The sequence below is a fragment of the Kitasatospora sp. NPDC048715 genome, from assembly GCF_043198905.1.
Lineage (GTDB): Bacteria > Actinomycetota > Actinomycetes > Streptomycetales > Streptomycetaceae > Kitasatospora > Kitasatospora lactacystinica.
In genome coordinates this window covers 1-16,988 of record NZ_JBICVH010000012.1, presented here as the reverse complement: position 1 = coordinate 16,988, position 16,988 = coordinate 1, and the positions used below count along the sequence as shown (strand labels likewise).

The window sequence follows — 16,988 nt, the reverse complement described above, 5'->3', positions numbered from 1 at the left end:
TCGATCGGGCGACGGGCCACCGGGGGGCCCGTGTCCGGACGACGCCGTGCCACCACGCGGGGGGACGACGCGGGGACCACAGGGGACAATGACCTTTCCACAGCAACGCAACGGGGAATCCGACGGCACGCGGCAGCAGAACCTGGCCGCCCGCGCCGCCCGCCGGGTCTGGGCCGACATCCGGCCGCTCGATCCGGTCCGCTCGATCAAGGGCAAACTCACCCTGCTCGTGATCGTCTCCGTGTTCCTGGCCACCGGGATGGTGGTCGTGGCGATCCGGTCCGAGACCCAGATCCGGATCATCATGGTCTTCTCCATGATCGCCTCGCTGCTCTTCATGCAGTTCCTCGCGCACGGGCTCACCGCCCCCCTGCGCGAGATGACGGCCGCCGCCCGCGCGATGGCCTCCGGGGACTACACCCGCCGGGTCGAGGCGGGCTCGCGCGACGAGATCGGCGAGCTGGCGGCCGCGTTCAACGCCATGGCCGCCGACCTCCAGGCCGCCGACCGGCACCGCCGCGAGCTGGTCGCCAACGTGTCGCACGAACTGCGCACGCCGATCGCCGCGCTGCGCGCCGTCCTGGAGAACGTGGTGGACGGCGTCGTCCAGCCCAATCCGGCCACCCTGGGAGCGGCGCTGGAGCAGACCGAGCGGCTCGGCCGGCTGGTCACCCACCTGCTCGACCTCTCCAAGATCGACGACGGCGTGGTCGACCTGGACGCCCGCCCCTTCGAGGTGCGCGAGTTCCTGGACGGCGTGCTGCGCGGGGTCACCGTGGACGGCGCCACGGCCGGCGGCGCCTTCTCCCGGCGCGGGGACGTCCGGCTGGCCCTGGAGGTCAGCCCCACCGGCCTGACCGGCGTGGCGGACCCGGAACGGCTCCACCAGGTGGTCGCCAACCTGGTCGACAACGCCTGCAAGCACTCCCCGCCCGGCGGCACCGTGACGGTGCGGGCGAGACCGGAGGGCGAGGAGGGCGGCCTGCTGCTGGAGGTCGAGGACGAGGGCCCCGGCATCCCGCCGGCCGACCGCACCCGGGTCTTCGACCGGTTCAGCCGCAGCGGCACCGCGACCGCCGCCGGACCGGGGGCGGACGGCGGCACCGGCCTGGGTCTGGCCATCGCCCGCTGGGCGGTGGACCTGCACGGCGGGCGGATCGCGGTGGCCGAGTCCCCGCGCGGCTGCCGGATCGAGGTCCGGCTGCCCGGACCGCACCCAGGTGACGGTCGGGACATTTGTCACAGATCCGACACAGAGGCATACGAAGATCGTTAGAGGATTCGACCGAGTTTTTGTCCGGTTTGGTCCTGGTATGCCCACTGATCGGCACCGATCGGTTCCCCTCAGATGCGGCTTTCTAACGCACTTTTTCAGCCAAAGTGCAGGTCAGCACTGTGATCTGGGCGACGCCTGGGCCCCGGGGACTGCGCGATCACTGGTCAGGGGCGTAGCCTTAATCCCCGCTGTCCAAACATCCCAAAAGGAAGCGGAAGAGGGCGGTTGCCGCCGTGTCGCCACAGTCCCCTGAAACCCCCAACAGCTCGGCAAGCTCCACTGGCTTCGGCCCCAATGAGTGGCTCGTCGACGAGATCTACCAGCAGTACCTCCAGGACCCGAACTCGGTCGACCGAGCCTGGTGGGACTTTTTCGCCGACTACAAGCCCGGTACCGAGGTGACCCCAGTGACCCAGGCCGCGACCCAGGCCGGCTCCGCGCCGACCCCTGCCGCTGCCCCCGCGCCCGCTGCTGCTCCGGCCGCGCCCGCCGCGGCTGCTGCTCCGGCCGCGCCCGCCGCCGCCCCGGCTGCTCCGGCCGCCCCGGCCCCGGCCGCCGCTCCGGCTCCGCTCGCCGCCGCGCCCGCCGCGCCCCCGGCTCCCAAGGCCGCCGCCCCGGCGCCGGCCGCGGCCGCCGCGACCGCCGGCCCCGAGCTGATCCAGCTGCGCGGCCCGGCGAAGGCCGTCGCCACCAACATGGACGCCTCGCTGGAGGTGCCGACCGCGACCTCGGTCCGCGCCGTGCCGGCGAAGCTGTTGATCGACAACCGCATCGTCATCAACAACCACCTGCAGCGCGCCCGCGGCGGCAAGGTCTCGTTCACCCACCTGATCGGCTACGCCCTGGTCCAGGCCATCAAGGCCGCCCCGGGCATGAACTACAGCTACAAGGTGGAGAACGGCAAGGCCTTCCTGGTCAAGCCGGAGCACGTCAACCTCGGTCTGGCCATCGACCTGGTCAAGCCGAACGGCGACCGCCAGCTGGTCGTCGCGGCCATCAAGAAGGCCGAGACGCTCGACTTCTTCGGCTTCTGGCAGGCCTACGAGGACATCGTCCGCCGGGCCCGCGCCAACAAGCTGACCATGGACGACTTCACCGGCGTCACGGTCTCGCTGACCAACCCCGGCGGCATCGGCACCGTGCACTCCGTGCCGCGCCTGATGCAGAACCAGGGCACCATCGTCGGCGTCGGCGCCATGGAGTACCCGGCCGAGTTCCAGGGCTCCGCCCCGGAGACCCTGTCCCGCCTGGGCGTCTCCAAGATCATGACGCTGACCTCGACCTACGACCACCGCGTCATCCAGGGCGCGGCGTCCGGCGAGTTCCTGCGCGAGATCCACCGCCTGCTGCTCGGCGAGAACGGCTTCTACGACGAGATCTTCGAGTCGCTGCGGATCCCGTACGAGCCGGTCCGCTGGGCGACCGACGTCGCCACCACCCACGACGACGAGGTCAACAAGACCGCCCGCGTCATGGAGCTGATCCACTCCTACCGGGTCCGCGGCCACCTGATGGCCGACACCGACCCGCTGGAGTACAAGCAGCGCAAGCACCCCGACCTGGACGTCACCACCCACGGCCTCACCCTGTGGGACCTGGAGCGCGAGTTCGCGGTCGGCGGTTTCGGCAGCCAGAAGATGATGAAGCTCCGCGACATCCTCGGCCTGCTGCGCAACACCTACTGCCGCACCGTCGGCATCGAGTACATGCACATCCAGGACCCGAAGCAGCGCAAGTGGCTGCAGGAGCGCCTGGAGAAGCCGTACGCGAAGCCCGAGCGCGAGGAGCAGCTGCGGATCCTGCGCCGGCTGAACTCGGCGGAGGCCTTCGAGACCTTCCTGCAGACCAAGTACGTCGGGCAGAAGCGCTTCTCGCTGGAGGGCGGTGAGTCGCTGATCGCACTGCTGGACGCGACCATCGACGCCGCCGCCGAGCACCGCCTCGACGAGGCCGTCATCGGCATGGCCCACCGCGGCCGCCTGAACGTGCTCGCCAACATCGTCGGCAAGCCGTACGGCAAGATCTTCGGCGAGTTCGAGGGCAACCTCGACCCGAAGTCGATGCACGGCTCCGGTGACGTCAAGTACCACCTGGGCTCCGAGGGCACCTTCACCGGCCTGGACGGCGAGACCATCAAGGTCTCGCTCGCCGCGAACCCCTCCCACCTGGAGACGGTCGACCCGGTCGTCGAGGGCATCGCCCGCGCCAAGCAGGACATCCTGGACCAGGGCGGCACCACCTTCCCGGTGCTGCCGATCCAGATCCACGGCGACGCGGCCTTCGCCGGCCAGGGCGTCGTCGCGGAGACCCTGAACATGTCGCAGCTGCGCGGCTACCGCACCGGCGGCACCGTGCACGTCGTGGTGAACAACCAGGTCGGCTTCACCGCCGCCCCGGCGTCCTCGCGCTCCTCGATGTACTGCACCGACGTGGCGCGCATGATCGAGGCCCCGATCTTCCACGTGAACGGCGACGACCCGGAGGCCGTGGTCCGCGTCGCGCGGCTCGCCTTCGAGTTCCGCCAGGAGTTCCACAAGGACGTGGTGATCGACCTCATCTGCTACCGCCGCCGCGGTCACAACGAGGCCGACAACCCGTCGTTCACCCAGCCGCTGATGTACGACCTGATCGACAAGAAGCGCTCGGTGCGCAAGCTGTACACCGAGGGCCTGATCGGTCGCGGCGACATCACCATGGAAGAGGCGGAGCAGGCGCTCCAGGACTTCCAGGGCCAGCTGGAGAAGGTCTTCGCCGAGGTCCGCGACGCGGCCCAGGCGCCGGCCGACACCACCACGGGCAAGCCGGTCGCCGACTTCCCGGTCTCCATCCAGACCGGCATCTCCCAGGAGATGGTCAAGCGGATCGCCGCCTCCCAGGTCAACCACCCGGACTGGCTGACCGTCCACCCGCGCCTGCTGCCGCAGCTCCAGCGCCGCGCCGGCTCCGTCGAGGACAACACCATCGACTGGGCGATGGGCGAGACCCTCGCCATCGGCTCGCTGCTCATGGAGGGCCACCCGGTCCGCCTGGCCGGCCAGGACAGCCGCCGCGGCACCTTCGGCCAGCGGCACGCCGTCCTGATCGACCGCAAGACCGGCGAGGACTACACCCCGCTGCAGTACCTCACCGAGGACCAGGCCCGCTACACCGTCTACGACAGCCTGCTGTCGGAGTACGCGGCCATGGGCTTCGAGTACGGCTACTCGCTGACCCGCCCGAACGCGCTGGTCATGTGGGAGGCGCAGTTCGGCGACTTCGTCAACGGCGCGCAGACCGTGGTGGACGAGTACATCGCCTCCGCCGAGCAGAAGTGGGGCCAGCACTCCGGCGTCACCCTGCTGCTGCCGCACGGCTACGAGGGCCAGGGCCCGGACCACTCGTCCGCCCGCCCGGAGCGCTTCCTCCAGCTGTGCGCGCAGAACAACATGACGGTCGCCATGCCGACCCTGCCGTCGAACTACTTCCACCTGCTGCGCTGGCAGGCGCACAACCCGCACCACAAGCCGCTGGTCGTCTTCACCCCGAAGTCGATGCTGCGTCTGAAGGCCGCGGCGAGTGCGACCGAGGAGTTCCTGTCCGGCTCGTTCCGCCCGGTCATCGGCGACTCCACCGTCGACCCGGCGCAGGTCCGCAAGGTGGTCATCACCGCCGGCAAGTTCTACTACGACCTGGCGGCCGCCCGCACCGAGCGCGGCGTCACCGACACCGCGATCGTCCGGGTCGAGCGGCTCTACCCGCTGCCGGTGGCCGAGCTCCAGGAGGAGCTGGCCCGCTACGGCGACAACGTCCAGTTCGTCTGGGCGCAGGAGGAGCCGGCCAACCAGGGCGCCTGGCCGTTCATCGCGATGAACCTGGTGGACCACCTCCAGGTCGTCATCGGCCGCACCGGCGGCGACGCCCGGCTGCGCCGGGTCGCCCGCACGGCGGCCTCGTCCCCGGCGGTCGGCTCGGCCAAGCGGCACGCCGCCGAGCAGCAGGCACTGGTCGAGGAGGTCTTCGCGCTCTGACGAGCCGAAGCCCCGCGGTCCGAAACGCCCGTGGCCCCGTCCTCCCCTTCGGGAGGGCGGGGCCACGGGCGTTGGTGCCCGCCGCCCGTTCGGTTCCAGCTCTGCAACCAATCCGGAACCGCCGTGCGCGGACTCCTGACGGATCGATAGGTTATGGCTCGCCGTCCGGCGACCGGGCGCCCGTCCACGCGCCCCGGCCGCCGCGGCCGTACCGCCTCACCGCTCTCCCAGGGGGATCACCGCATGACCGCCGACACGCCTCGGGACGCCGGAAAGCTTCCTCCGGTCTTCCAGCCGCTCCTCCCGGACGACCCCCGGGAGGTCGGCGGCTACCGGCTGTTCGCCCGGCTGGGCGCCGGCGGCATGGGCCGGGTCTACCTCTCCTACACCCCGGGCGGGCGCCCGGTGGCACTCAAGGTGGTGCGCCCGGAGTTCGCCGAGGACGGCGAGTTCCGCCGCCGCTTCGCCCAGGAGGTCAGCAGCGCCCAGCGCATCCACGGGCTCTACACCGCGCAGGTGATCGACTCCGGCGGCCTGGACGGCGACGCCCCCTGGCTGGTCACCGCGTACGTCCCGGGCCCGTCCCTGCAGCAGGTGGTGCGCGAGAACGGCGCCCTGCCGGTGCGCACCGTACTGCTGCTGATGGGCGGCATCGCCGAGGCCCTCCAGGCGATCCACAGCGTCGAGGTGGTCCACCGCGACCTCAAGCCCGCCAATGTGCTGGTCGCCGGGGACGGCCCGCGGGTGATCGACTTCGGCATCGCCCGGGCCGCCGACGCCACCGCGCTGACCGGCACCGGCTACCGGATCGGCTCCCCCGCCTTCATGTCCCCCGAGCAGGCCCAGGGCCGCCCGGTCACCCCGGCCACCGACGTCTTCGCGCTCGGCGCCCTGGCCGCGTACGTGGCCGGCGGCACCGCGCCGTTCGGCGACGGCCCGGACACCGCGGTGCTCTACCGGGTGGTGCACGAGGAGGCGGACCTCACCGCCGTCCCGGCGGACCTGCGCGAACTGATCCAGCGCTGCCTGGCGAAGTCCCCGGAGGACCGCCCCACACCCGCCGAGATCATCCAGGTCGCCCGCAACCACCCGGAGGTCGGCGGCCAGCTGCGGTTCGGCGACGACTGGCTGCCGCGCGAGGTCAGCACCGAGATCACCCGCCGCTCGGACCTCCCCAGGACCCCGCCGACCCCGCTGCCGGCCGCGCCCGCCACCCCCCCGACCCCGCTGCCAGCGATGCCGGCCGTTCCCCCGCCGCCCGCCGGCGCGCCGACCCACCCGGCCACCGCGGCCCACCCGCCGCAGCAGCCGGCGACGCCCCCGTCCGGCTTCGCGCCGCCGCCGGTCGGCTCGTACGGCGCCCCGCAGCCGCCCACCGAGTCGCCGACCGCACCGGTGCTGCCCACCCCGCCGACCGTCGGGTTCCACCGGCCGGAGCCGGCGTCCCACGACACCCCGCCGCCCGGCCCGGCGGTGACCGCCGCCCCGGCGCCCGCGCCCGCCCCGGAACCCGCGCCCGCGCCCGCGCGCAAGGGCGGGGTGTCCTGGAAGGTGCTGCTCACCGTCGCCCTGGTGATGGCGGTCGGCGGCACCGCGGGCGGTGTGGCGCTGATGAAGAAGCTGGACGACGGCAAGGGGTCGGCGGCCGGGCCGGCCCCCGAGGTCACCGTCACCAGGACCTCCGACCCGCTGCCGCCCGCGACCACCCCGGCGGCCCCCCAGAGCCAGAAGCCGAGCGCGGCCCCGACCACCCCCGCGCCCACGCCCACGCAGCCGTCCGCCTCCACGGCATCCGGGACCCCGCTGCCCGGCGGCGCCTACGTCGCGGTCTACACCGACCGGGAGCTCGGCTCGCCCGGCCACGACTACGGCTTCGAACTCGCGGCCGGCAAGGTGGGCCCGTCCGGGGGCTCGGCCACCTTCATGGACCCGGACAGCTCCGGCCCCAGGGTGGACACCGACTTCGACCGGTACATCAGCCGGGACGGCTCGCTCACCCCCGAGCAGTGCTCCTCGGCCATCGACCAGAACCCCACCGCCAAGCTCACCTGGGCGGACGTCCCGCCGGGGCGGGTGTTCTGCGTGCGCAACCGCAAGGACCGCAGCGTCGCGATCGTCAAGATGATCAGCCACGAGACGGGTACCGACGCGGTCCGCATCGCGCTGAGCTACTACCGCTACAACGGCTGATCGGCGCCGGACTATCCTGACCGGGTCAATCCCCATCGGACCGGAGCGAACCGTGTACTTCACCGACCGAGGCATCGAGGAACTGGAGAACCGGCGCGGCGAGGAGGAGGTCACCCTGGGGTGGCTGGCCGAGCAGCTGCGCACGTTCGTCGACCTCAACCCGGACTTCGAGGTCCCGGTCGAGCGGCTGGCCACCTGGCTGGCGCGGCTCGACGACGAGGACGACGAGTGACCCGGTGACGGCCGCCGCGAGGCCCGGGAGGCAACCGCCTCCCGGGCCTCGCGCGTGTTCGGGCACGGAGCCCCGCCGTCCCCGTAGGGGAGGTCTCGGGGACGGATCGGGGTCGGTATCGGGGGCCGGCACGCTTGACTCTGCCAGCACGCGATATATCGTCTTTAAAAGAGAACGCGATACATCGCGATCCGCGACGGGAGGCGGCAGAGATGAGCCAGTGGACGGTCGAGGACACCGAGAGGATCACCTTCGACGAGTCGGTGCGCACGCTGCACGTGCGGACCATCGAGGGCACGGTGAACGTGGTCGCGGCCGAGGGCCCGGCCCGCCTGGAGGTCACCGAGCTGGTCGGCGACCCCCTGCACGTGACCCTGGTGGACGGCGTCCTGACGGTCACCTACAAGGACATCAACAGCTGGGGCGAGTTCGGCGACTGGCTGAAGTCGGTCGGCTCGGTGAAGAACTTCTTCGGCTCCTTCAAGCGCAAGCGGATCGCCGGCGTGACCGTGACCGTCCCGGCCGACGTCGAGGTCAAGGTCGGCACCGTGTCGGCGCACGCCACCGTCAGCGGCGTCAGCGGGCACGTCTCGGTGCAGAGCGCCAACGGCGACACCACCCTCGCCGGGGTGACCGGCCGGATCGAGGCCAGTACCGTCACCGGCGACGTGGACGCCCAGGCGGTCGGCGGCCGGCTCAAGGTCAACACCGTCTCCGGGCAGCTCACCGTGATCGCCGGCACCGCCGACCGGATCCAGGCCAACACCGTCACCGGGGCCGTCACCCTGGACCTCGACGTGGCGGGTGAGACCGACGTCAAGGTCAACACCGTCAGCGGCGCGGTCGTGGTCCGGATCCCCTCGCTGGCCGACGCCACCGTCGAGGCCGGCTCCACCAGCGGCGACGTCTCCAGCACCTTCGAGGAGCTCCAGATGAGCAGCACCTGGGGCGCCAAGAAGATCTCCGGCCGGCTCGGCGAGGGCCGCGGCAGCCTCCACGTCACCACCGTCTCCGGCGCGGTGACCGTGCTGCGCCGCCCCGACTCGGAGGAGGAGGGCCCGGTGGTGGTCAAGGAGCTCCCGGCCGGCCCCGGCACCCCGAACCTCACCAAGGAGGCCTGAGATGACCCCCGTGTTCGGCCACGGCCGGCTCCGCCTCTACCTGCTGAAGCTGCTGGACGAGGCCCCCCGGCACGGCTACGAGGTCATCCGGCTGCTGGAGGAGCGGTTCCAGGGCCTGTACGCCCCTTCGGCCGGGACGGTCTACCCGCGGCTGGCCAAGCTGGAGCAGGAGGGCCTGGTCGCCCACAGCACCGAGGGCGGCCGCAAGGTGTACCGGCTGACCGACGCCGGACGCGCCGAACTCGAAGCCCGTCAGGTCGAGTTGGAGGAGCTGGAGGTGGAGATCCACGACTCCGTGGCCCAGCTCGCCGGGGCGATCCGCGAGGACGTCCGGGACAGCGCCAAGGACCTGCGCGAGGAGCTGTGGAACGCCGCGAAGCAGGCGCCCCGGCCGGAGCGCGCCGAGGGCGGGGACCCGTGGGCCGGGCCCTGGGGGGACAACGAGTCCTGGCAGCGCGCCAAGGAGGAGTTCGCCCAGTTCAAGCAGCAGGCCAAGGAGCAGGCCAAGCGCGCCCGGGAGCAGGAGAAGGCCGCCAAGGCCAAGGCGAAGGCCGCCGAGGCGGAGGCCCGCCGGCTGCGCGAGCAGGCCAAGGCCTCCCGCACCGCCGCGCAGCAGGAGGCGCTGCGGATCAAGCGGCGGGTCGAGCAGCAGGTGCGCGAGCACGCCGCGAAGGGCGACTGGCCGACCGGGCTGGCCGAGGGCCTCTCGGAGCTGACCAAGGGCCTGGCCGGGCTGGCCGACGCGGCCCGCTGGGGCCACGGTGCGCAGGAGGAGCCCTCCGGGTCCGCCGAGCGGATCACCGTGTCCCGGATCGACCTGGACAAGGACGGGCCGGCCGCGGACGCCGCGGCCGACCTGCCGCCGTGGGCCCGCACCGACCCGGCCGGGGACCCGGCCCGCGAGCTGGAGCGGCTGCTCGACCGCTTCCGCGACCAGGTCCGCGACGCGGCCCGGGACGGCGGGGTGAGCGCGGACAAGCTGGCCGAGGCCCGTACGGTGCTGGGCGCCGCGGGCGAGCGGCTGAAGCGGCTGCTCGGCTGAGCCGGCGGTCCTGAGGGTGACGGCCCGGTGCCCCTGTTCGGGGGCGCCGGGCCGCCGCGGCGTCAGGGGGTGAGGACGATCTTCCCGAAGACGTCGCCCCCGGCCAGCCGGGCGAAGCCGTCCCGGGCCTCGGTCAGCGGCAGCACCGAGTCGATCACCGGCCGGACGCCGGTGTTGGCGCAGAACGCGAGCAGTCCGGCCAGCTCCTCCTTGGTGCCCATGGTCGAGCCGACCACCTTGAGCTCCAGGAAGAAGATCCGGTTCAGCTCGGTGGAGCTCGGGTTGGGGCCGGAGGTGGCCCCGGAGATGACCACGGTGCCGCCCGGGCGCAGCGACTTCACCGAGTGCGACCAGGTCGCGGCGCCGACCGTCTCCAGCACGGCGTCCACCCGCTCGGGCAGCCGGGCGCCGCTCTCGAAGGCCGCGTCGGCACCGAGCTCCACCGCCCGGGCGCGCTTGGCCTCGTCCCGTCCGGTGACCCAGACCCGCAGGCCGGCCGCCTTGCCGAGGACGATCAGCGCGGTCGCCACTCCGCCGCCCGCGCCCTGCACCAGGACGGTGTCCCCGGGCTTGACCCCGGCGTTGGTGAACAGCATCCGGTAGGCCGTCAGCCAGGCGGTGGGCAGGCAGGCGGCCTCTTCGAAGCTCAGCCCGGCGGGCTTGGGCAGCAGGTTCCAGGTGGGCACCGCGACCCGCTGGGCGAAGGTGCCCTGGTAGCGCTCGGTCAGGATGGAGCGCGGCTCGTCCGGGCCGACCCCGTGGCCGCTCTGGCCGATCACCGAGTGCAGGACCACCTCGTTGCCGTGCTCGTCGACGCCGGCGGCGTCGCAGCCGAGGATCATCGGCAGCTTCTCGGCGGGCAGGCCTACCCCGCGCAGCGACCACAGGTCGTGGTGGTTGAGGCTGGCGGCCCGGACCGTGACCACGCTCCACCCGGGACGGGCCTGCGGCTCGGGGAGGTCGCCCAGTTCCAGCCCGCTCAGCGGGTCGGCGGCGTCGATACGTGCGGCGTAGGCAGCGAACATGCCCCGGACGATAGCCGCGACGGCCGGGGCCGGGAACCACGCGGAGGTGTGACGCGTGTCCCGGCCCCGGGCCGTTCGGCGGATGTCCGGTCGGATCGTCAGATCCGCGCCACGCCCTCCGCCCGGGCGGCCTCGGCGACGGCCTTGGTGACCGCCGGCGCGACGCGCTCGTCGAACGGCGAGGGGATGACCTTCTGCGGCGTCAGCTCGTCGGCCACGACGCCGGCCAGCGCCTTGGCGGCGGCGAGCTTCATGCCCTCGGTGATCCGGGAGGCGCGGACCTGGAGGGCGCCCGCGAAGATGCCCGGGAAGGCCAGCACGTTGTTGATCTGGTTCGGGAAGTCGCTGCGGCCGGTGGCGACCACGGCGGCGTACTTGTGCGCGACCTCGGGGTGGATCTCCGGGGTGGGGTTGGCCATCGCGAAGACGAACGCGCCCTCGGACATGGTCGCGACGACCTCCTCCGGCACGGTGCCGCCGGAGACGCCGATGAACACGTCGGCGCCGGCCAGCGCGTCGGCCAGCGAGCCCTTGAGGCCGGTGCGGTTGGTCCGCCCGGCGATCTCGGCCTTGACGTCGGTGAGGTCGCCGCGGCCCTCGTGGACGACGCCCTTGCGGTCGCAGACCGCCACGTCGCCGATGCCGGCCGCGACCAGCATCTTGGCGATGGCGATGCCGGCCGCGCCGGCACCGGAGATGACGGCCCGCAGCGAGCCGATCTCACGGCCGGTCACCTTGGCGGCGTTCCACAGGGCGGCGGTGGTGACGATCGCGGTGCCGTGCTGGTCGTCGTGGAAGACCGGGATGTCCAGGGCCTCCTGGAGCCGGCGCTCGATCTCGAAGCAGCGGGGCGCGGAGATGTCCTCCAGGTTGACGCCGCCGAACGAGGGCGCCAGCCGGACCACGGTCTCGACGATCTCGTCGACCCCGGTGCAGGCGAGCGCGATCGGCACCGCGTCCACGCCGCCGAACTGCTTGAACAGGATCGCCTTGCCCTCCATCACGGGCAGCGAGGCCTGCGGGCCGATGTCGCCGAGGCCCAGCACCGCGGTGCCGTCGGTGACCACCGCGACGGTGTTGGCCTTCCAGGTGTAGTCGTTGACCAGCTCCGGCTGCTCGGCGATGGCCGTGCAGACCCGGGCGACACCGGGGGTGTAGGCGAGGGACAGGTCGTCCGCGTCGCGCACCGGGACGGTCGCCCGGATCTCCATCTTGCCGCCGCGGTGGAGCGCGAAAACCGCGTCGACCGGATCGTCGGTGTCCTGGGTGCTGCTGATGATCTCCGCTGCCACGATGACCTCTTCGTCATTGATCTGGCGAGGACGCGCGGCCGACGGGCAGGACGACCCGGCCGGAAACCGGAAACCGGGTACGCCGAAGCGGACCCGGGGTCAGGGTCGGGGCGCTGCCGTCGGGCGGCGCCCTCGGATGAGGGTTTTATGGGGTCTTGTGTTGTCCGCGTTGTGCTTCCGGGCCGAGCGTAGGTCGGACGAAGGCATCGCACCTATGCCTTTTCGTCCTCGTCACGTGCGGTTCATCGCCGTGCCGTCGCGTCACAGGGCCCGGCGTCGGAAGCGCCGGGCACCGGCGGCGGCAACGGCATGAGCGCACGCGCACCCGCAGGAGTGAACGCAGATCCGAAGGGGAGTCGGCGCCCCGGATACGGAGCCGCGTGAGGACTTCCGTTCCCGGGCACCCCGAGCCTGTCGGGGCTCGTCGGTCTGGTTCGAGCGTTCGGGGGTCACCCGGTAACGAATTCTGACACACCCGCCGCCGGGCCCGGCAGGCCGGGATGGCAGGATCGCTTGTCCGCCATTTCGCGTACACCCGCGCGACACCGTGGCGGCCGCTCGTCCCTCCCACAGGAGCCTCCCTCATGCTTCACGTCCGCCATGCCCGTCGTCCGATACCGGCCGCCGCCGCCCTGGCCACCGCCGGTGCCCTGCTGCTGACCGGCTGCGGCGGCGGGCAGGCCGCCTCGGACGACCCGGTCAAGGACCTCCGCGGCAAGCTGCCGAACGCCCAGCGGACGGCCGGGGCGCTGCGGGTCGGCATGGACGTCAACTACGCCCCGGTGGAGTACCGCGGCCCGGACGGCAAGCCGGCCGGCCTCGACCCGGAGCTCGCCGCCGCCCTGGGCCGGATCCTCGACCTGCGGGTCGAGTTCGTCGACACCCCCTTCGACAAGCTGGTGCCGAACCTCCAGGCCAAGCAGTACGACGTGGCGATGTCGGCGCTCAGCGACACCCGCCAGCGCCGCGACGCCCTGGACGAGAACGGCAAGCAGACCGGCCCCGGCGTGGACTTCGTGGACTACTTCATCGCCGGCACCTCGATCGTCGTCCCGAAGGGCAACCCCAAGGGGATCAAGGGCCTGGACGACCTGTGCGGCAGGACCGTCGCGCTCCAGCAGGGCACCACCCAGGACGAGATCGTCACCCGCCAGGTGGCCGTCTGCGCCCGGGCCGGCCGCCCGCTGACCCCCCACAAGCTGGACAGCGACACCAAGGCGCTGGCCGAGGTCGCCTCCGGCGCCGCCGCGGCCGGCCTGAACGACTTCCCGGTGGCCGCCTACGCGGCGAAGACCACCGACGGCGGCGGCCGCTTCGAGGTGACCGGCGGGCAGTCCACCTCCAACCCGTACGGGATCGCGGTGCGCAAGGACGACGGGCAGCTGCGCGACGTGCTGGCCAAGGCGATCGACCAGCTGATCCGCAGCGGCGAGTACGACAAGATCCTGGCCAAGTGGAACGTGAGCGCCGGCGCGGCGCAGAACGCGGTGGTCAACGGGGGCATCTGATCCGGCGGGCGACGGGCGCGGGTGCGGCACGGACCGGTCTGCATACGTATGCGCAGGGTGACAGGGGCGCGGAATAAGTCCGAATAGCGGACAGTGCGACCCCTCGTTATCCGATTTTGATCTGGATGAGGGCCACCTGACTGTCATCAGATGGCAGGATTCCCCCCATCTCGGATCGAGCCGGCCACTGGTCGAGGCCGTCCGGTCAACGTCCACCTCGGCGGAGGGTGGCGGAAGCAGTACCGCGTACGACCCCGGGCGGCTCCCCCCGCGCCCGGGAAACTGCACGACCCGGCCTGCACGTACGACGACGTACGGCGACACGCACCCGTACCGAGCCGCGCGGCTCGCCGGTCCGGTGCGCCGCTCCCGCGGCGCGCTCCGCCCGACCTCTCTCCCCCAGGATGGAGATCCCCCTCATGACCACCCGTACCCAGCGCAGCCGGCTCCTCGCAGCCGGTGTGGTCGCCGCGTCGGTCTCCCTCGTGCTGACCGGCTGCAGCAGCAGCAAGAGCGACGGCGGCGGCGCCCCCAACGCCTCCGCCACCGTCAACGAGGTCAAGGCCGACCCCAAGCTGGCCTCGCTCGTCCCGGAGGACGTCAAGTCCGCCGGCAAGATCGTCGTGGGCGCGGACGCCTCGTACGCCCCGGACGAGTTCAAGGACGACAGCGGCAAGATCATCGGCATGGACGTCGACCTGGCCAACGCCATCGCCGCCAAGCTCGGGCTGAAGGCCGAGGTCCAGGACTCCGGCTTCACCGCGATCATCCCCGGCATCCAGTCGAACAAGTTCCAGCTCGGCATGTCGTCCTTCACGGACAACAAGGAGCGCGAGCAGATCGTCGACATGGTCACCTACTTCAACTCCGGCAGCGCCGTCGCGGTGAAGAAGGGCAACCCGGAGAAGGTCGACCCGAAGGACCTCTGCGGCAAGAAGATCGCCGTCCAGACCGGCACCACCCAGGCCGACGAGATCAAGGACACCCGCGACCCCGACTGCGCCAAGGCCGGCAAGCCGGGCATCCCGAACGGGGGCGACAAGTTCGACCTCCAGACGGACGTCACCAACGCCGTGGTGTCCGGGCGCGACCAGGCGATGATGGCCGACTCCCAGGTGATCGACTACGCGATCAAGCAGTCCGGCGGCCAGCTGGAGAAGGTCGGCGAGACCTACGGCACGGCCCCCTACGGTGTCGCCCTGGCCAAGGGCTCCAAGCTGACCCCGGCCGTCCAGGGCGCCGTCCAGTCGCTGATCGACGACGGCACCTACAAGCAGATCCTCACCAAGTGGGGCGTCGAGGCCGGCGCCATCTCCACGTCGGCCGTCAACGGTGCCGTCAGCTGACCCTCGTACGCTCCATCTTCTCCCCCGAGGCCACACCGTGAACTCTTTGGACAAGGGGACGGCGGAGAAGGGGCGGCCTGACATCATCAAGGCCGTCCCCGTCCGCCACCCCGGACGCTGGGCGGGCGCCGTCGTCATCGCCCTGCTCGCGGCGATGCTGCTGAGCGCCCTCCTCACCAACCCCGCTTTCAAGTGGGACATCGTCGGTCAGTACCTGTTCCACGACAGCATCATGCACGGCCTGCTGGTGACGCTGGAACTGACCGTGCTCGCCATGCTCATGGGTGTGGTCGGCGGCATCATCCTCGCGGTGATGCGCCTGTCCCCGAACCCGCTGCTGGCCGGCGTCGCGTGGGTCTACATCTGGATCTTCCGCGGCACCCCGGTGCTGGTGCAGCTGGTGTTCTGGAACTTCCTCGGCCTGATCTGGGCCAAGCTGTCGATCGGCGTCCCGTGGGGGCCCGAGTTCTGGTCCGAGCAGACCAACGTGCTGATCCCGACCTTCGTCGCCGCACTGCTGGGCCTCGGCCTCAACGAGGCCGCCTACATGGCGGAGATCGTCCGCGGCGGCATCCAGTCGGTGGACGAGGGCCAGAGCGAGGCCGCGCACGCGCTCGGCATGAGCCGGTTCCAGACCATGCGCCGGATCGTCCTGCCGCAGGCCATGCGGGTGATCATCCCGCCGACCGGCAACGAGACCATCTCGATGCTCAAGACCACCTCGCTGGTCTCCGTGATCTCCCTGGAGGAGATCTTCCGGGCCGGCCAGGTCATCTACTCCCGGAACTACCAGAACATCCCGCTGCTGATCGTGGTCAGCCTCTGGTACCTGTTCTTCACCTCGGTGCTGACCATCGGCCAGTACTACATCGAGCGCCACTACGCCCGAGGCTCCAACCGCACCCTCCCGCCCACCCCGCTGCAGCGACTGCGGGGCCTGTTCGCCGGGAAGCCCGCCCCGAGGACGACCGCCGACGTCGTCCCGGGGATCGAGGGAGGTGGTCACGCATGACCGATCTGACCAAGACCCCCGCCGACGCCGCGGCCCCGGCCGAGCCCATGGTCCGCGCCGAGAACGTGCACAAGTCCTACGGCCCGGTCGAGGTGCTCAAGGGCATCGACCTGGAGGTGGCGAAGGGCGAGGTGTTCTGCCTGATCGGCCCCTCCGGCTCCGGCAAGTCGACCTTCCTGCGGTGCATCAACCACCTGGAGAAGATCAACGGCGGCCGCCTCTGGGTGGACGGCGAGCTGGTCGGCTACCAGCAGAAGGGCGACCGGCTGCACGAGCTCAAGGACCGCGAGGTCGCCCTCAAGCGGCGCGACATCGGCATGGTCTTCCAGCGCTTCAACCTGTTCCCGCACATGACCGCCGTCGAGAACGTCATGGAGGCGCCGGTCCAGGTCAAGGGCGAGAGCAGGGCCGACGCCCGCGAGCGCGGCATGGTCCTGCTGGAGCGGGTCGGCCTCGCCGACAAGGCGAAGAACTACCCCTCGCAGCTCTCCGGCGGCCAGCAGCAGCGCGTGGCGATCGCCCGCGCGCTGGCCATGAAGCCCAAGCTGATGCTCTTCGACGAGCCGACCTCCGCGCTCGACCCGGAGTTGGTCGGCGACGTCCTCGACGTCATGCGCGGCCTCGCCGAGGAGGGCATGACCATGGTGGTCGTCACCCACGAGATGGGTTTCGCCCGCGAGGTCGGCGACGCGCTGGTGTTCATGGACGGCGGTGTGGTGGTCGAGTCCGGCAACCCCCGCGAGGTGCTCACCAATCCCCAGCACGAGCGCACCAGGGCCTTCCTGTCCAAGGTGCTCTGAGCCCGTACCGTCGGGGGCCCGCCGGCGGGGCCCCGCCGGCCCCCCCCCCCCCCCCCCCCCGGGCACCCCCCCGCGGGGCCCCCCCGGGATATGGGGGGGGGCGGCCGCCCCCGGCCCCACCACGCCCGTCCCCCGGG

Annotated in this window: 12 protein-coding genes; 10 read left to right on the top strand and 2 right to left on the bottom strand. The window is 71.9% G+C overall.

Annotated features, from left to right (window positions below; translation table 11 throughout):
* Nucleotides 1-88 precede the first annotated feature (88 nt).
* The 6 genes from ACGFSC_RS22645 to ACGFSC_RS22620 all read left to right on the top strand — a co-directional run bounded on the left by ACGFSC_RS22645 (nt 89) and on the right by ACGFSC_RS22620 (nt 9,868).
* Nucleotides 89-1,276 carry a HAMP domain-containing sensor histidine kinase gene (locus ACGFSC_RS22645; RefSeq protein WP_359904473.1) on the top strand — a complete coding sequence of 396 codons (1,188 nt, stop codon included), beginning with the start codon at nt 89-91 and terminating at the stop codon, nt 1,274-1,276.
* 233 nt (nt 1,277-1,509) lie between these two features.
* Nucleotides 1,510-5,283 carry a multifunctional oxoglutarate decarboxylase/oxoglutarate dehydrogenase thiamine pyrophosphate-binding subunit/dihydrolipoyllysine-residue succinyltransferase subunit gene (locus tag ACGFSC_RS22640; RefSeq protein WP_359904476.1) on the top strand — a complete coding sequence of 1,258 codons (3,774 nt, stop codon included), beginning with the start codon at nt 1,510-1,512 and terminating at the stop codon, nt 5,281-5,283.
* A 243-nt stretch (nt 5,284-5,526) separates the two neighbouring features.
* Nucleotides 5,527-7,473: a serine/threonine-protein kinase gene (locus ACGFSC_RS22635; protein ID WP_359904479.1), complete on the top strand. Its 1,947-nt coding sequence runs from the start codon at nt 5,527-5,529 to the stop codon at nt 7,471-7,473.
* Between the two features lie 52 nt (nt 7,474-7,525).
* Nucleotides 7,526-7,705, top strand: coding sequence for a DUF6104 family protein (locus tag ACGFSC_RS22630; protein ID WP_049649445.1), 180 nt, complete (start codon nt 7,526-7,528; stop codon nt 7,703-7,705).
* Between the two features lie 212 nt (nt 7,706-7,917).
* Nucleotides 7,918-8,826, top strand: coding sequence for a DUF4097 family beta strand repeat-containing protein (locus tag ACGFSC_RS22625; protein ID WP_359904481.1), 909 nt, complete (start codon nt 7,918-7,920; stop codon nt 8,824-8,826).
* A gap of 1 nt (nt 8,827) precedes the next feature.
* On the top strand, nt 8,828-9,868 hold the full coding sequence (locus tag ACGFSC_RS22620; RefSeq protein WP_359904484.1) for a PadR family transcriptional regulator: 1,041 nt from the start codon (nt 8,828-8,830) through the stop codon (nt 9,866-9,868).
* A gap of 62 nt (nt 9,869-9,930) precedes the next feature.
* Here ACGFSC_RS22620 and ACGFSC_RS22615 read toward each other — a convergent pair whose 3' ends face one another.
* Nucleotides 9,931-10,893 (bottom strand): zinc-binding dehydrogenase, encoded by a 963-nt coding sequence (locus ACGFSC_RS22615; RefSeq protein WP_359904486.1) that lies wholly within the window; start codon nt 10,891-10,893, stop codon nt 9,931-9,933.
* A 98-nt stretch (nt 10,894-10,991) separates the two neighbouring features.
* Nucleotides 10,992-12,185, bottom strand: coding sequence for an NADP-dependent malic enzyme (locus tag ACGFSC_RS22610; protein ID WP_359904489.1), 1,194 nt, complete (start codon nt 12,183-12,185; stop codon nt 10,992-10,994).
* A 584-nt stretch (nt 12,186-12,769) separates the two neighbouring features.
* On the opposite strand from ACGFSC_RS22610, the gene ACGFSC_RS22605 reads away from it, so the two are divergent.
* The 4 genes from ACGFSC_RS22605 to ACGFSC_RS22590 all read left to right on the top strand — a co-directional run bounded on the left by ACGFSC_RS22605 (nt 12,770) and on the right by ACGFSC_RS22590 (nt 16,851).
* Nucleotides 12,770-13,693 carry an ABC transporter substrate-binding protein gene (locus ACGFSC_RS22605; protein WP_359904492.1) on the top strand — a complete coding sequence of 308 codons (924 nt, stop codon included), beginning with the start codon at nt 12,770-12,772 and terminating at the stop codon, nt 13,691-13,693.
* A gap of 419 nt (nt 13,694-14,112) precedes the next feature.
* Entirely contained in the window at nt 14,113-15,039 is a 927-nt protein-coding gene (locus ACGFSC_RS22600; RefSeq protein ID WP_359904494.1) for an ABC transporter substrate-binding protein, read from the top strand.
* Between the two features lie 37 nt (nt 15,040-15,076).
* Entirely contained in the window at nt 15,077-16,051 is a 975-nt protein-coding gene (locus tag ACGFSC_RS22595; RefSeq protein ID WP_359904497.1) for an amino acid ABC transporter permease, read from the top strand.
* Entirely contained in the window at nt 16,048-16,851 is an 804-nt protein-coding gene (locus ACGFSC_RS22590) for an amino acid ABC transporter ATP-binding protein (protein WP_359904500.1), read from the top strand. Before ACGFSC_RS22595 ends, ACGFSC_RS22590 begins: the two co-directional genes overlap by 4 nt.
* Nucleotides 16,852-16,988 lie beyond the last annotated feature (137 nt).

What these genes read in the sequence shown, in the direction of transcription:
- ACGFSC_RS22625 (WP_359904481.1), top strand. Translation starts at nt 7,918, where the DNA reads ATGAGCCAGTGGACGGTCGAGGACACCGAGAGGATCACCTTCGACGAG.
- ACGFSC_RS22590 (WP_359904500.1), top strand. Translation starts at nt 16,048, where the DNA reads ATGACCGATCTGACCAAGACCCCCGCCGACGCCGCGGCCCCGGCCGAG.
- ACGFSC_RS22645 (WP_359904473.1), top strand. Translation starts at nt 89, where the DNA reads ATGACCTTTCCACAGCAACGCAACGGGGAATCCGACGGCACGCGGCAG.
- ACGFSC_RS22600 (WP_359904494.1), top strand. Translation starts at nt 14,113, where the DNA reads ATGACCACCCGTACCCAGCGCAGCCGGCTCCTCGCAGCCGGTGTGGTC.
- ACGFSC_RS22615 (WP_359904486.1), bottom strand. Translation starts at nt 10,893, where the DNA reads ATGTTCGCTGCCTACGCCGCACGTATCGACGCCGCCGACCCGCTGAGC.
- ACGFSC_RS22605 (WP_359904492.1), top strand. Translation starts at nt 12,770, where the DNA reads ATGCTTCACGTCCGCCATGCCCGTCGTCCGATACCGGCCGCCGCCGCC.
- ACGFSC_RS22635 (WP_359904479.1), top strand. Translation starts at nt 5,527, where the DNA reads ATGACCGCCGACACGCCTCGGGACGCCGGAAAGCTTCCTCCGGTCTTC.
- ACGFSC_RS22620 (WP_359904484.1), top strand. Translation starts at nt 8,828, where the DNA reads ATGACCCCCGTGTTCGGCCACGGCCGGCTCCGCCTCTACCTGCTGAAG.